At 45.4% G+C, this 15,817-nt stretch carries 14 protein-coding genes and 1 tRNA gene; 8 read left to right on the top strand and 7 right to left on the bottom strand.

Annotation, left to right across the window (positions count from 1 at the left end):
* The first annotated feature begins 101 nt into the window (after positions 1–101).
* The 8 genes from RQM65_RS05120 (at position 102) to RQM65_RS05085 (ending at position 8,662) form a co-directional block, all read left to right on the top strand.
* Positions 102–1,313 (top strand): FtsW/RodA/SpoVE family cell cycle protein, encoded by a 1,212-nt coding sequence (locus tag RQM65_RS05120; protein WP_314013172.1) that lies wholly within the window; start codon positions 102–104, stop codon positions 1,311–1,313.
* Entirely contained in the window at positions 1,300–2,400 is a 1,101-nt protein-coding gene (murG, locus tag RQM65_RS05115; RefSeq protein WP_314013171.1) for an undecaprenyldiphospho-muramoylpentapeptide beta-N-acetylglucosaminyltransferase, read from the top strand. The genes RQM65_RS05120 and murG overlap by 14 nt, the downstream gene beginning before the upstream one ends.
* 32 nt (positions 2,401–2,432) lie before the next feature.
* Positions 2,433–3,791 carry a UDP-N-acetylmuramate--L-alanine ligase gene (gene murC / locus RQM65_RS05110; protein WP_314013170.1) on the top strand — a complete coding sequence of 453 codons (1,359 nt, stop codon included), beginning with the start codon at positions 2,433–2,435 and terminating at the stop codon, positions 3,789–3,791.
* Positions 3,775–4,494: a cell division protein FtsQ/DivIB gene (locus RQM65_RS05105; RefSeq protein WP_314013169.1), complete on the top strand. Its 720-nt coding sequence runs from the start codon at positions 3,775–3,777 to the stop codon at positions 4,492–4,494. Before murC ends, RQM65_RS05105 begins: the two co-directional genes overlap by 17 nt.
* Positions 4,495–4,497: 3 nt before the next feature.
* On the top strand, positions 4,498–5,829 hold the full coding sequence (ftsA, locus tag RQM65_RS05100) for a cell division protein FtsA (RefSeq protein WP_314013168.1): 1,332 nt from the start codon (positions 4,498–4,500) through the stop codon (positions 5,827–5,829).
* A gap of 156 nt (positions 5,830–5,985) precedes the next feature.
* Positions 5,986–7,971 (top strand): cell division protein FtsZ, encoded by a 1,986-nt coding sequence (gene ftsZ / locus RQM65_RS05095; RefSeq protein WP_314013167.1) that lies wholly within the window; start codon positions 5,986–5,988, stop codon positions 7,969–7,971.
* Positions 7,972–8,090: 119 nt separating this feature from the next.
* Positions 8,091–8,543 carry a GatB/YqeY domain-containing protein gene (locus RQM65_RS05090; protein ID WP_314013166.1) on the top strand — a complete coding sequence of 151 codons (453 nt, stop codon included), beginning with the start codon at positions 8,091–8,093 and terminating at the stop codon, positions 8,541–8,543.
* Positions 8,544–8,588: 45 nt separating this feature from the next.
* Positions 8,589–8,662, top strand: a tRNA-Arg gene (locus RQM65_RS05085).
* On the opposite strand, the gene RQM65_RS05080 is transcribed toward RQM65_RS05085, so the two are convergent.
* The 7 genes from RQM65_RS05080 to RQM65_RS05050 all read right to left on the bottom strand — a co-directional run bounded on the left by RQM65_RS05080 (position 8,616) and on the right by RQM65_RS05050 (position 14,345).
* The gene (locus RQM65_RS05080; protein WP_314016788.1) at positions 8,616–10,232 is read right to left on the bottom strand and encodes a recombinase family protein; all 1,617 of its coding nucleotides are present in this window, start codon (positions 10,230–10,232) and stop codon (positions 8,616–8,618) included. The two genes, RQM65_RS05085 and RQM65_RS05080, sit on opposite strands and share 47 nt — an antisense overlap.
* Positions 10,233–10,236: 4 nt before the next feature.
* Entirely contained in the window at positions 10,237–11,076 is an 840-nt protein-coding gene (locus RQM65_RS05075) for a Fic family protein (RefSeq protein WP_314013165.1), read from the bottom strand.
* Positions 11,077–11,176: 100 nt separating this feature from the next.
* Entirely contained in the window at positions 11,177–11,530 is a 354-nt protein-coding gene (locus RQM65_RS05070; protein WP_314013164.1) for a type II toxin-antitoxin system HicB family antitoxin, read from the bottom strand.
* A gap of 453 nt (positions 11,531–11,983) precedes the next feature.
* Entirely contained in the window at positions 11,984–12,274 is a 291-nt protein-coding gene (locus RQM65_RS05065) for a hypothetical protein (RefSeq protein ID WP_314013163.1), read from the bottom strand.
* Between the two features lie 11 nt (positions 12,275–12,285).
* Positions 12,286–13,338: a relaxase/mobilization nuclease domain-containing protein gene (locus RQM65_RS05060; protein WP_314013162.1), complete on the bottom strand. Its 1,053-nt coding sequence runs from the start codon at positions 13,336–13,338 to the stop codon at positions 12,286–12,288.
* Entirely contained in the window at positions 13,328–13,675 is a 348-nt protein-coding gene (locus tag RQM65_RS05055; protein ID WP_314013161.1) for a plasmid mobilization protein, read from the bottom strand. The genes RQM65_RS05060 and RQM65_RS05055 overlap by 11 nt, the downstream gene beginning before the upstream one ends.
* A gap of 274 nt (positions 13,676–13,949) precedes the next feature.
* Entirely contained in the window at positions 13,950–14,345 is a 396-nt protein-coding gene (locus tag RQM65_RS05050; RefSeq protein WP_314013160.1) for a hypothetical protein, read from the bottom strand.
* Positions 14,346–15,817 lie beyond the last annotated feature (1,472 nt).

Here is a 15,817-nt window from a genome sequence, read left to right as displayed (position 1 = left end):
GGAAAATGAAAAATGAAGAGTCAGCAACGTGAAGTAGTAGGTACGAAGAGCCAAGTAATCGATAATCAATGAATCAATAATTAGTAATCAACAAATTATCCGTGACAGGAGTATTTCAAAACATAAAGGGAGATAAAACCATCTGGGCGGTCGTAGCACTGTTGGGACTGTTCTCGTTCTTGCCGGTGTACAGTGCCAGTAGCAATCTGGTTTACGTGGTCGGTAGTGGAACGACCTTCGGCTATTTGGTCAAGCATGCGCTTCTGCTGGTTTTGGGCTTTGGGATCATATACGGCATCCATAATATTCCTACTCGCTTTTTTAAGGGGCTTTCGATTATCGCGATGCCGATCGTCCTGGTGCTTTTGGCCTTTACCTTGGCACAGGGCGTGACCATCGACGGGGCGAACGCCAGCCGCTGGATCAGTGTGCCCTTAGTGGGTATTTCGTTTCAGACCTCCAATTTGGCGGCCGTGGTGTTGATGATCTATGTAGCACGATACCTCACCAAAATTCGGGAGAAGTCGGTTACTTTTTCGGAAAGTATCCTGCCGCTGTGGGCGCCTGTTTTCTTAGTGCTTGTGCTGATATTGCCCGCGAATTTTTCTACGGCGGGCATTCTCTTTTGCATGGTACTCCTGCTCTGTTTCCTAGGGGGGTATCCTGCAAAATATTTGTTGGGAGTCATTGGTACGGGCTTGGTGTGCCTGACCTTGTTCGTACTCTCGGCTAAAGCTTTTCCGGGCATGTTTCCCAACCGGGTGGACACTTGGATGAGCCGTATTGAAAATTTTTCGGATGGTCGCGATACCGAAGCCGATTACCAGATCGAAAGGGCAAAAATTGCCATTGCCACGGGCGGGGTAGTGGGTAAGGGCGCGGGAAAAAGCATTCAGAAAAATTTTCTTCCGCAGAGTTCGTCTGACTTTATCTATGCGATCATTGTGGAGGAATATGGACTCGTAGGAGGATTTGCCCTCATGTTTTTTTACTTGCTTTTGCTGTTCCGAATCGTGGTGGTCGCCCATGGCAGTGACTCCATATTTGGGAAACTGGTGGCCTTGGGCGTGGGATTGCCCATTATTTTTCAGGCGCTGTTGAACATGGCCGTTGCCGTAGAATTGTTTCCCGTCACGGGACAGAACCTGCCTTTGATCAGCAGCGGGGGCACCAGCAGCTGGATGACCTGTCTGGCCATCGGCATTATTTTAAGTGTCAGTGTCAAGAGCGGAGAACGCAAAAAGAAAAAGGATGCATCGTCTAAATTGGACGAATCCAATAACCCTTTAGAAATATTGAGTGGGCAGTTATAGATTCATATTATCCGGAGGAGGAACGGGAGGTCATATTTATCCCGCCATCGCCATTGCCGACGAACTGAAAAGAAGGCACCCCGATGCGGAGATCCTGTTCGTGGGCGCGAAAGACCGCATGGAAATGGAGAAAGTGCCTCAAGCGGGCTACGAAATCGAAGGCCTATGGATTACCGGACTGCAACGGAAACTGAGCTTTAAAAACCTGATGTTTCCCTTTAAACTGATGAGTAGTTTGATGAAAGCGGGCAAGGTAATAAAGAAATTTCGTCCCCATGCCGTTATCGGCACGGGAGGCTTTGCCAGTGGACCTACCTTGAGGGTGGCTGCCGGTAAGGGGATTCCCTGTGTACTGCAGGAACAGAATTCCTATGCGGGGATGACCAACAAGCTGCTGAAGGATAAGGTCGCCAAAATCTGTGTAGCCTATGATCATATGGACCGATTTTTTCCTTCGGATAAAATAGTTAAGACCGGAAACCCCGTTCGCGGCGATCTGGTAGAAAGTTTTAAGGATAGGTCCGAAGCCCGCTCCCACTTCGGATTGGATGCCGATAAATCGACGCTGTTGATTTTAGGTGGCAGCCTCGGCGCAAGGCGCATCAACCAGTTGGTTGCCGAGAACCTCCAATTCTTTGAGGAGCTCGACATTCAATTAGTTTGGCAATGTGGCAAGCTATACATCGAGGAATACAAGAAATACACTTCCGATTCGGTAAAGGTGGTGGAATTTGTAAACAGGATGGATTACGCGTACAGCGCCGCCGACACCATCATTTCCAGGGCGGGTGCGGGCTCGGTCTCCGAACTTTGTATTGTGGGCAAGCCGGTGCTGTTCATTCCGTCCCCGAATGTGGCCGAAGATCATCAGACCAAAAATGCACAGGCCCTGGTAGCAAAAAACGCCGCTGTAATGATTCGAGAGCCCAGTTTGGACGAACAGTTCCAAAATGTATTCTCGGAGTTGCAAAAGAACAAATGGAAACAAAAGGAACTGAGTGACAATATCAAGAATTTGGCCCTGCCGAACGCTACGAGCGATATCGTTGACGAGATAATGAAACTAGTGAATAATGAAAACCCATAAACTAATAAACCCATAAACTCATACACTCAACATTGAACTTAAAAACTTTAAATAACGTGTATTTTATTGGCATCGGAGGCATTGGTATGTCCGCCTTGGCACGTTATTTTAAGTCCCAGGGGAAAAATGTGGCCGGGTACGATAAGACAGAAACGCCGCTGATTCGAGAGCTAGAGAAATTGGGTATCGACGTTCATTTTGAGGACGATATCAACTTGGTGTCCGAGGCGTTTTACGATGTGACCGTCACCTTGGTCGTTTACACGCCCGCTGTGCCCCCGGAGCATTCGGAGTATCAGTATTTTTTGAACCGGGGTTTCAACCTGAAGAAACGCTCGGAAGTCCTCGGGCTCATTACGAAAGATTCCTATTGCTTTGCGGTGGCGGGTACCCACGGCAAAACGACCACGACCTGTATTTTGGCCCATTTGCTTAAAGAAACGGCAGTACCCTTTATGGCATTTTTGGGCGGGGTTTCAGAAGATTTCAATACCAATTTCGTCATGGAGGGTACGGAGTATTCCGTGGTCGAGGCCGATGAGTTCGACCGGTCTTTTTTACGGCTGTTCCCCGATGTGGCCTGCGTGACGTCTATGGATGCCGATCATTTGGATATCTATGGCGATGAAGCCGAACTAAAAAATTCCTTTCTGGAATTTACCCAACGGATAAATCCTGACGGCAAGCTGTTCGTGCGAAAGGGACTTCCCTTGGACGGAATTACGTACGGCATCGAAGATGCGTCGGACTATTGCATCGAAAACATACGAATAGAAGGCGGCACCTATATTTTTGATGTGGTAACGCCGGAAACAAAATTGATGGATGTAAGGTTCAACAAGCCCGGGAGGCACAATCTGCTCAACGCATTGGTCGCCTTAGCCATGGCGGTGGAAACTGGCAGACCGGTCGAAAAACTGGCGGGGGCAATGGCAAGTTTTAAAGGGGTGAAACGCCGGTTTTCATACGAGATCAAACGCGATGGTTTCATCTTTATCGATGACTATGCGCACCATCCCGCAGAAATCGACGCGGTACATCAGGCGATATCCGAAATGCATCCCGGAAAGCGCACTTTAGCGGTCTTTCAGCCGCATCTGTTCTCAAGAACCAAGGATTTTGCCGATGAATTTGCCAAAAGCTTATCCCGATTTGATAGTATTTTAATGTTGGACATCTATCCCGCCCGGGAAGAACCAATAGCGGGAATCACGGCGGAATGGCTGTTGAAAAGAATAGATCATCCCAAGAAAAAAGCCATCCAAAAGAATAAACTAAAGCAAGAAATAATAAAACAAAATCCCGATATCCTGGTCACTATGGGCGCAGGGGACATCGGATTGGAAGTACGAAAATTAAAACAGGAGCTGGAACATGAAGATGAACACTAATTACATAAAGCTTACGGTCTTATTGGCCGTCATTGTAGGGCTATACTCTTTTTCGAATGAAAGAAGCGAACATAAAAAGCTGAGCGGAATCGCCATCGAATTTGTGGGAGATCAGAATTTGTATATCACCCAGGGCGCGGTTAATAAATTGTTAATACAAAAATTTGGTAGCCTTGATAATTTCCCTAAAGAAAAATTAGCTTTGAATACTATCGAAAAAACCATTGAGGCCAATGAAATGGTGAAAAACGCCCAAGTCTTTCTTTCCGTAAATGGCAAACTTGCGTCCAAAATCGAGCAGCGGAAACCCATCGGACGGGTAGAGGCAGATTCGAAGTTTTATCTCGACGAAGATGGCTCGCGCATGCCCTTGTCGTCAAGTCATTCCGCCCGGGTACCCATAATTACCGGTAAGATAACCGGCCAGAGCCTTGAAGATGCCTATAAATTATTGAATTACATCAACGCCGATGATTTTCTCCGTAAAAATGTTATAGGTATCCATATCGAGGCGGAAGACAGCTATCAATTGCGTTTTCGTACGGAACAGTTCACCGTGAACCTGGGCGATATCAAAAATCTCGATGAAAAATTCAGTAAGTTCAAGGCATTTTACACCAAAGCGAACCTAGATGACACCTTGGGGAACTATGACGTCGTAAGCCTGGAATTCAACAAACAAGTAGTGTGCACCAAAATATAAGTTATGCAAGTAGAGAATTATTCGGTAGGATTAGATATAGGAACGACCAAGATCGTCGCCATAATCGGTAGGGAAAACGAATACGGAAAAATTGAGGTGCTAGGTATCGGGCAATCCAAAAGTCTTGGGGTGCACCGGGGAGTGGTGAACAACATCACCCAGACCATCAAATCGATCCAACAGGCCGTCGAACAGGCAGAGACCAGTGCCGGGCTCAAGATCGGTACCGTGGTGGTAGGCATTGCGGGACAACATATCCGCAGTCTGCACCATAGCGATTACATCACTAGGGCCGATTCGGAGGAGGTAATCCACGAAGAAGACCTCGATAAGCTCTGTAACCAGGTCTATAAGTTGGTGATGTTGCCCGGGGAGGAGATCATTCACGTGCTACCCCAGGAATACAAGGTGGACGGACAGGCGGAGATCAAGGAGCCCATCGGGATGTACGGCGGGCGTTTGGAAGCCAATTTTCACGTGGTCGTGGGGCAGGTGTCCTCCATCAAAAATGTCGGTAGATGCATCAAGAGCGCCGGCCTTGAACTCGGTAATATCACCTTGGAGCCACTGGCTTCTTCGGATGCGGTCTTGAGCAAGGAAGAAAAGGAGGCGGGGGTCGTCTTGTTGGATATCGGCGGTGGAACGACCGACCTGGCCATTTTCAAGGATGGCATTATCCGCCATACCGCAGTCATTCCCTTTGGTGGCGGCGTTATCACAGAGGATATCAAGGAAGGATGCTCCATCATCGAAAAACAGGCCGAACTGCTCAAAATAAAATTCGGATCGGCATGGCCGGGCGAAAACAAGGATAACGAAATCGTTTCCATTCCCGGGCTACGGGGCAGGGAGCCCAAGGAAATCACCCTCAAAAACTTATCGAAGATCATCCATGCCCGCGTGGTGGAGATCGTGGAGCAGGTCTACACCGAAATCAAGACCTACGGGCATGAGGAGCAAAAAAAGAAATTGATTGCAGGCATCGTACTCACCGGTGGGGGAAGTCAGCTAAAACACCTAAAGCAATTGGTGGAGTATATCACGGGAATGGACACCCGAATCGGCTACCCCAATGAACACCTGGCCGGCGATTCCGACGCCAGTATTGCCAGTCCCCTCTACGCCACCGCAGTGGGACTTTTGATGAATGCGGTCAACAATGAGCGCAAGCCCAAGGCGGGGGAAGAAAAAGACGGGGAAGAGGGGGAATTGGTTATGGCCGGTCACGAAGCGGATGAAGAACACGCGGCCAAAACAAAACCGAAAAAAGAACGCCAGTCCGTTTTCGACAAATGGTCGGAAAAATTGAAGGACTTTTTAGACAATGCCGAATGAACGGGGAGAAGAAGACCATTGAGACCAAAGAGAACGAAGAATAAGACAGTTTAGGATAGCGAAAAATAGGGTAGCAGGAGCGCAGAGCACCATTCCTATGAATCTGAGAAGTCCTAAATCCAAAATAAAGAACGATAACCAGTAAAAAAATATAGTATGAGCAACAACACGGAATTTGACGGAATCGCTTTTGATCTTCCCAAGAATCAGAGCAACGTAATAAAAGTAATCGGCGTCGGCGGCGGTGGCAGCAACGCCATCAACCATATGTTTCAGTCGGGTATCAACGGGGTGGATTTTGTAATCTGCAACACCGACTCGCAAGCGCTGCACAATAGCTCGGTACCCAACAAAATTCAATTGGGGGTTTCCCTGACCGAGGGACTAGGTGCCGGCGCTAATCCTGAAATCGGGGAGCAGGCCGCCTTGGAAAGTATGGAAGAAATCAAGGAGATGCTTGCCCGAACGACCAAAATGATATTTATAACCGCTGGAATGGGTGGTGGAACCGGAACCGGAGCAGCCCCTGTGATCGCAAAACAGGCCAAGGAGCTCGACGTGCTTACCGTGGGCATCGTTACCATGCCCTTTGAGTTCGAGGGCAAGATGCGCTGCGAACAGGCCCGTATCGGCATTGAGAAACTGCGGGCGAACGTAGATTCCCTTATCGTGATCAACAACAACAAGTTGCGCGAAGTGTACGGAAACCTTGGTTTTAAGGCCGGGTTCTCCAAGGCCGACGAGGTTTTGTCAACGGCGGCAAGGGGTATCGCCGAAGTGATTACGCACCACTATACTCAAAACATTGACCTTCGCGATGCCAAGACCGTACTGTCGAATAGCGGCACCGCCATTATGGGGTCGGCTACGGCAACCGGCTCAATGCGGGCCAGTGAAGCCATTAACAAGGCCTTGGACTCCCCGCTTCTGAACGATAACAAAATTACCGGGGCCCAAAACGTATTATTGTTGATCGTTTCGGGCGGACAGGAAATCACCATCGATGAGATCGGTGAAATCAATGACTTTATCCAAGTAGAGGCCGGCCACGGTGCGAATATTATCATGGGGGTAGGTGAAGATGAGGATTTGGGCGAGGCAATTGCCGTGACGGTCATCGCGACCGGTTTTAACGCGGACCAACAGAACGAAATCGTAAACACCGAAGCCAAAAAGATAATCCATACCTTGGAGGACGAGCAAAAAGCCCAGCACGATCTAACGGAGAAAAAGCCCATTGTACATAAGCTGGAGGAAGAAGAAATCGTTCCGCCGATCATCAAGCATACGCTGACCGAGGATAATGACAAGCAGGGGCAAAAGGACTTGGTGCCCACTACCAGTTATATCAAGAACTTCAATGTGTTTTACGAAGAAGTCGTTGAAGGGGTGGCCGAGATAAGCGATGAGGTCTCCGATGACGATTTTGTGATTATAGATTCCAAAGACGCCCTCCACGACATGGTCGTGGTCGACCCTGTTGTTTTGCCTTACGATCAGTTGAAGGAAGAACAGATGGCTATGAGTTTCGATATGCCCTTGACGCCGTCACAAAGAGAAGAAGAGGAGCAGGATAACGTTATTACCTTCAGTCTCGACGACGATATCAAAGACATGGAGGTCGAAAATCCCGAAGAAGTCATAACGGTGCTCGAATACAATAAAAAAGGCGAGACCCGTTACAAGCTGGATGATTATCTAGAGCTTGAAAGAAAGCTTACCGGAGCAAAACCGGAAGCTGCCCGGAACCCGGCGAACCCGGTCGAGAAAGAAATGCAGATCAAAAAGAAACCCCTTTCCGAGACCGATAGACCAAAACAGCAATCGGTCTCCGAATCAGGTGAATCCGCCCAGGAACCGTCTAAGCCGGTCGATCCGTTGGACAGTCCAATCGACGCCATGCTCAGGGAACGCGCCGATGAACGTCGCAGAAAGTTGAAAGATTTCAATTACAAGTTCCAAAATAACGTGAGCAGTGTCGATGAGATCGAAAGGGAACCGGCATACAAACGCCAAGGTGTCGATTTGAGCGCTGCCCCTCGGCAAGAGGGTAAGATTTCGCGCACCACCCTTGGCGGGGACAGCAATGACGACATACAATTGCGGTCCAACAATTCGTTCCTGCACGATAACGTTGATTGATATTCCGACCCCAGTAGTAACGGCTAGAACCCAAACCCCGAAAAAACACTTTTTTCGGGGTTTTTTCGTTCTATATCATGGGATATTTTTTATATTCGCAGTCCGAAAACGAGTGGGTCATGAGTTTGCAAGAACAGGTGTCGGAACAGATGAAGGTCGCTATGAAAACCAAGGATAAGGTTGCCTTGGAAGCATTGCGTGCGGTTAAGTCCGCTTTGTTGTTGGCCCGCACCGAAACAGGTTCGAGCGAGGGAATGACGGAGGAAGAAGAAGTGAAACTCGTACAGAAGCTGGTTAAGCAGCGAAAGGACAGTGCCACTATTTATAAGGAGCAGGGCAGGGACGACCTGGCCGATCCCGAACTGGCGCAAGTTGCCGTTATCGAACAGTTCCTGCCCGAACAATTGTCGGAGGAGGAAATTGAAAAAGTAGTCGATAGCAGTATTGAAGCCACCGGAGCAACGGGAATGAAAGATATGGGCAAGGTAATGGGTCTCGTCTCAAAAAAATTGGCCGGTCAGGCCGATGGCAAGACGATTTCGACGATAGTTAAAGCAAGGCTTTCGAAATGATTTTTTGAAAATGGTACACAGATTCCGTCGCTTTGCTCGGAATACGGCCGCGTGGCGCAACTGAATAGCGCATCAGATTTCGGCTCTGAGGGTTGCAGGTTTGAATCCTGCCGCGGTCACTAAAGGGGATTTTCCATGATTATTGTGGAAAATTCCCTTTTTTATTTCTTTAAAACTACCTGAAAATGAGCGGATTGCACCAAAAATTTCGTTGACCCGAAAAGTTTGAACTAGCTTGTTTTTGAAGTCATACTCAATCCCGTCAGGGAATACCATATATTGTATGGCCCTTTTAGTTTCCAGATTACCTAACTCCCACAGGGAAGGTAGGTTACAGGCATAACCAAGTGCCAGTTTTACGGATTTTTTGAGGTTTGAACTATTGATTCCCCCATTCTCCAGTTTTATCTCCAGTTCCCTTTGTTTTGCTTTTAGTTCCGGCATAAAAAGTTCGTACTGGGACTTTGTAATCTGGTTCAGTACAACGAATCTTCTTTCCAAAATATTAATTCGTTCTTTGAGCTGGCCGAGTTCCTTGGTCAATCGCTTTTGGTCGTCAAGTGCCTCTTGGTTTTTACTTATCAAGGTGTCGTGAATTATCTCGGTCAACGGTTCGATATACTTTCTATCTGCTATTCTGAACCTCCCCAGTAAATTCAAAAATTCTACATGGAGCTTTTTGGCGCTTCTGTTTTCCTTGCTTCCCTTACGCCTGTTTTTGTAATAATACAGCCCTTTTTTCTTTACGATAAATCCAGTATAAGGTGTTCCGCAGACCGAGGATTTGACGAACTTTTTCAATGGTAGGTTTTCATCGTCGAACGAATATTTCTTGGGTGTGTCACCTGAGTGAAGTAAATTATGTATTTTCAGGAAAACCTTTTTTGAAATAAGGGCATCGTGTTTTCCCTGGATTACCTCTCCCGGAATTAAACTATTGACAATAAGTCCACAATAGAAAGGATTTCTAAAAAGGTCGGTCAGTTTTTTAGCGTTTATATTCAGGCCTTTTTCCTTCAGACGTTTTGCAATCTCGACATGGGACATATTGGCGTTCGCCTTCCATAAAAAGGCTTGCTTCAGTAATCTTCCTTTTTCCGTAATCACGAAGTTTGGAACCTTACCTTTTCCTGGGTTTTTATTAGTGTAACCAAAGGGATACGCTCCTGTCCAGTATCCTCTTCGTAACTTTTCCTGCATGCCGGTGATGGATTTGTCCCTGCGGATCTGGTTGTCGAAGTGGGAAAACATATGAAAAAGATTCTCCTGGAACGTACCGGCACTTGTGGTCACATCGATTTCCTGGGTGGCCGAAATCACGGCTACCCCCTGCTTTTTCAGTTGCCCGCTGATATAGGCGCCGTTCGCGCCCGTTCTTGAAAATCGATCATAGGAATAGACAATGATATAACCGATGTTCTTTCTTCTTTTGACATAGTTCAACATCTTTTGGAATTCCCTACGCTCATCGCTCTTTGCCGATTCATAGGTGCCCCCGAAATATTCTATTACTTCCAATTCTTTTCTGATCGCATATTCTTGGCAATACTTGAGTTGGGTAGTCAGACTGGCATTGTTATCGAATTGCTCTTTACTGGAAACACGGGTGTAAATAACGCACGTATCACTTTTTCCTATGATCCTTCCCTTTTCTTTCTTCGCAAATTGCTCGAATACCTCTAAGTCCATACTACTATCTTTTTGGTCCTCCTAGGCCCTTTTTTCCTTTACTCCCGTCCCCGATACCCAAGTTGAAATTCTTCGAAAGGTTTTTTTTTTGACCTATTTCCTTTTGCATCCTCTTGATCGACGTGTCATAGAAAAAGTTGACTATCGACAACATATTGTTGTGCTTCTCGGAAGCTTTGAGCGCATCGATGTATTCTTGCCTATCCTCCTTCAAAATTATGATATGGGGATGCTTGAACTTCTCCAGGATAAAATTGGACAGCAAGCGGCCCAACCTTCCATTGCCATCCGGGAAGGGATGGCCGTAAATGAACATTTGGTGGAATATGGCACTCAATTCCAAAGGATGCGTTTTTTTATTTTTGATGGCATCGTCAAAACTGGCCAGAAGCCTAGGCATGTTCGCAATGGCCTTTTTGGTGTCACGGAATACGGTATCACCGGCCGCCATTTGGGTCTTGGCATATTCCCCGGGCCTATGGCCTTTATAGGGTAACGTGTTTTTGGTCAATATTCTATGTACCGTTCTAACGAAGGATTCATTGAAGTCGGAACCCTGGTTTTTCAAAATATGATCGTACGCATTGAAATGATCCATTATTTCGAACGCTTCCAAAAGCGTCTTGTTGACAAGATTAACGGCATATCCCTTTTCCTTAAGTTCCCTGGTGTCGTCCACGCTGAAGCTATTGCCCTCGATACCACAACTATGGGCCGAAAACAGGATTTCATTGTATTTCCTGAAATCACCGGCATCAAATGCAGATACGATTATTTCATCGTATTTTTCCTTTAGGGAGTCGTATTTTTTCCTAATGGCGACGAACGGATCTTTTTCTTCCATGGGTTATTTGATATTTAAGTCGATTGCTTCTTTCTTTTGGGCCTGTCTTTCGGCATTCCAGAACATTCTTTTGGTCCTGTTCTCATTGTCCGACCCTATTTTATTTTAAGACTTTGTCCTCGTTCTTTACCAGATAATCAAAGGCCTTGTTGACCAGTTCGTTCAATTTCATTTTTTTCCTTTCGGCCATTATCGAGAGCTCCCTGTGGATTTCACTGGAGGTACGGATATTGAACACCCCCCTGTAGAACCTGTTAGGTTCTTTGCCAAGCTCCTTGCAGGTGTCAAGATAATCGTCGACGGACTCTTCAAAGGCCTTCTTCAGCTCTTTCACGGACCCGCCCTCATAGGTCACCAGATCGCTTATTCCGATCACCTTTCCGTGCAGCAGGCCGTCCCTTGAACTATACTCCACGGAACCGAAATAACCATTATGTTCCAAATTGTCCGACATTGATTCGATTTTTCCTGATCCTCGCTATTACCTACTGTTTCGGTCGTTCGTGAACTTGACAAAAAGCTTTGTCATTATATCCATTGCCAAAGATACTAAAATGCAACTATTATTTAGTTACTTTATATTTTTATATGGTAAGTTCATTTCCACTCCCTTTTTGGACATGGTCACAAACTATGTTGGCGAGTGCCAGAAGCTGTTCTACTATCTTTTCCGCATCTTCTTCCGAACAATCCTCAAAACCTTCGTAAGTTCTGAGCCATTTACTGTTGAATATTTTGTTTTTCTGCTTTTGCTCAACTATTGAGTTTAACATTTTTCGCGCATATCGGCAGCTCCTGTGTCTTGAAGGTGACTTCCGTATTTGTAAAAGCAGGCTTTAATTTGCCTTTTTTATTTTATGAGATCCTTTGCGGAACCTGTATTTTATTCTATACTTATGAATACCAGTTAACAACTCTTGGTATTCTTGGCCGGACGGATTTTTTTCCTGAATATCCTGTTCACACAAACGATCTTACCATTACTTTGCTTAATTTCCAGATTTTGAAAATCATGCTGTTTCAACATATCGATGATACGTTCGCCCGTATGTATCCTTTCCAGTCCTTCGATGACATCGACCTCCCCGTTTTTGATGATCAACTTAATGGATAGGAACCTTTTGTTCCGTATCATCTCCAATACTTGGATTTCGGAGAGCGACAATCCTGAAGGTCCTTGTTCGTTACTGTTTTTCATACGTTTTAATTTTAAAGATTCGATCCTTTCCTTTTTTTCTTCTTTCTTTTGGACTTTTTCCTGATATCATCATCCATGAGTTCCAGCCTGAAAGGAGTCCATTCCGATTCTTCCATTAAAGGCCCGATTACTCCATCTCCTTCAATTTTTCCCAGATCATTTTTTGATTGCCCAGAAGGATTTTCAGGGCCTTTCGCACTTCTGTCAATTCTTGGTTCAGGCCGGATTGACGTTCCATGGCTTCTTTTGCCAGTATGATGAGTTCCTCGTTCTTTTTCATTAGCCGATAGTATAACCGGACGGTCTCTTGTTTGCTCATAAGAGATGTGTTTTAGGATACTGTTCCATGAAAATTTTTTACCGAGCGTACTGCCCTTATATACTATATCTTGATATCTAAATGATATTCCAGAAACCCTACCCGTGGTTTTGCTAAGGTTGAATCTGGGCGATATATGTTGCCCCTCCAGTAACGTGATAAATTCCGTTGTATCGGTTGATTCTGAAATCGCTGAACCGATTTTGTCCTGAAGAACAAGTCTGATCGGAACATTGCCCGTTCTCAGCGTCTTCTCTATTTCTTTTTGTGTAAGCGATTTTTTGGTACTCGTGATACCTACGATTTGGGTCAGTCCGTATTTCTTTTCCAGACCGTTGAGTATTTCCCGACTTCTTCTTTTAATATTGCTGTCGTTTACCGTTCTGCCGGAATACCTGACCCTATTGGCTATAATATGGATATGCTCATGTTCGGTATCGGTATGCCGGTACATAATGAACTGATTGTTATCGAATCCCAAGCCCATTAGGTAGTCACACCCGAACGATGCGAATTCCTTATCATCTAAATGGTCCGAGTGCGGCAGGTTCAGGGAAACATGGAGTACCGCTTTACCAAGGCTTGGACGAAACTCCCTGATAAGATTGAATTCTCGGGTCATTTCAACTGAGGTGGAAAGCTCGATATTGGAATCGATTACGTATCCGACCCCTTCACGTACCTTTTTTTGATTGTAGGCCAGTACCCCATAGAAGTCTTTTCCTATAACTATCTTACCTATCATTGTTGGCGATATTTGATTTGAGATATTGCAATAGCATTTTTACTTCCTCTAATTGTCTATTGATAATGAACGGGTCCCGAATACCCGAGTTAACAACCTTAGTGATTTGGTTCAGGTTGTTTCCAACTCGACTCAATTCAACAAAAATTTTGCGGTCGGACGGACTTACCCTTTTCTTCGGCAGGGACTTTTCCGTAATTTTTCTTCGGATATATTCGGCAACGGACAGTCCGATGGTTTCCGCATCGGCAGATACTTTCATATAATCGTTTACGGTCATCCTGACATTGACCTGTATTATTTTCAACGACGATAGTTCCTTTTTTGGCCTTCCCATTTCAATGTATTTGTGAGCATCACAAGGCAACCTACAAACGAAGTGCGTAAGGGTTTTTGTTAGCAAAAACACAACTTGCTTCGTGACCTCCGATTAACATAGGCCAAACCTAAAACATAACGCAAGTCAATAGGGGCTTTGCCGTACACGGAGTGTTGTACGGTAAATTGATTCAGCAGAGTTTTACGTCCTCGAACAGGATTTCGAGGGAAGATGCGGCCCAGGGAATCGGAAAATAACTTTGGGGTTCCAAATCCACATTGCACTCCATGCCTCAAAAAGTACCGGAGCGGGCATTTGCCAAAATATCATGATAGACCTTGGCCTTTGGGTCTTCTGTAACAATCTCCGAATCGTTCAGAGCTTTATAGGTCAATTGAATTTCACGATTGGCCAGTTCCAAGGCCAGATTATAATCATATCCGGATCCGATAAACTCCCGCTGCCAATCGGAATGTATAATATAGGCGTTAATGGCAAAACCGATTCGATACTCAATAGAACGCAGATAAGAGTCGAGATACGGATAATCATCCAACAAGGTCATGCAAAAATGAAGGTCGGGACGGGAATTCCCGGAATTTATTTGCCTTTCCCATTGGGCAGTTAACTCGGGATAGGAGTTTCGGAATTCGACAACTGCTCTGGTCAATAAAAGGGTCCCGTTCATTTTTTGATTCAAAGTTAATGGGATTTACTTTATCAAAAGTAACATATCAATGTCGGTTATCCACCGTTTCTTTCTTCCCCTAACCACAAATGCCCGAAGCTGCGCTTCGGGCCTTCTTTTGAACATTGATTTTTAAAGTTGCGGAGAGGGGAAAAGAAGGCCGTTAGGTTTAAAAAGGGTTGACCTTAACGATAGAGGTTATCCTAAAACTAGATCTTTATGGACATTCGGTCCTACAATTTTATACATTCACCTAGCTATATTCTATCTATTGGACATACAGAGCGTTCCAGCTATAGTCAACGCTATATTGCCATATTGCAATAATCATATGACGCTATGGTAATATGACCATAGCGTCATATGATTATATGGGTTTATAAATTAACATCCATCTAACCAATCACTCAAACATTCAAAAAATTTTTCTAAGCATTCTCTTTAGTATTGTAATATGGGATTGAGGTTTATCGGAGTCCTGCAACAGCCACGATTGTTTTATGGTACATTTAGAATTTTGACCTTGTGTCTATTGCATCTTATGGATAGTACTGCTTTTAAAATATCTTCTCCTTTCTATAGAAAATACAAACTCCTGCAATAGCGAGACCCATTACAAATAGATAAGCAGCAATACGAATATTTTGAACGTTCGCTTCAAATCCTTTTTCGACAATTGCTTCCCATATGCCGGGTTTGCCCTTAAACCCGACTGACCATTGGGCAAAATTCCATGCGATATGAAGTCCCAATGGTAAGGCGAATCCTTTTCGATAATCTGAACGGGCTGTACGAAGTCCAAATATTCGATTATGAACAGAAAAAGGTATTGGACAAACAAGTATTTATCGAAAGTTATATAAAATATACTTAATTCCATTTCCACAGCCCTAGATTAATTCAGAAAATATGGGCTTGAATATGCTACGTAAATGAGCGCAAAGGCAGGGCGAGTGCAAAAATTTCGGAGTGCTTCCCGTGCACGTCCCTTTCGGCGGTGGATGGCGCGATGGGGAACGGGCGTGCGGGAAAGAAGCGTGGAGAAAATTTTTGCTCTTGCCGGTCCCGAGGGGGTCGCAAAAAATGGAGTGGGCCGGTCTTTTTCCGGACGGCGGAGTTTTTTGCGACTTCCGCAAGGCGATGGCCATTGGTATCTTAAATTGGCCCTTGAACCTATACTAAATGAAGATTCAGTAAAGTTTAAATTAACGTGGGATTAATTACACCATGTCGAATTCAGCGGTGTCCCAAAAAGCGTTCGAATTATGACTACAACTTCCCACTTCACTTTCTGCGATCTAACCGCATTTAAAATAGTTAATAAGGCCACAACCACATCACGGGCAATCCGCTTGTGCCCAGAATAAGCACAATGACTATAACACCGAAGACCAGTCCGATGTTCCGCCCTCCGGCCCGTATCCGTTCTCCCCCTTGAAAACCCGAACGGCACCATAGGCAGCTCTCCACAT

The sequence above is a fragment of the Pricia mediterranea genome (assembly GCF_032248455.1).
Classification (GTDB): Bacteria; Bacteroidota; Bacteroidia; order Flavobacteriales; family Flavobacteriaceae; genus Pricia; species Pricia mediterranea.
The sequence above is the reverse complement of the archived record's forward strand: the minus strand, read 5'-3'. Positions and strand labels throughout refer to the sequence as shown.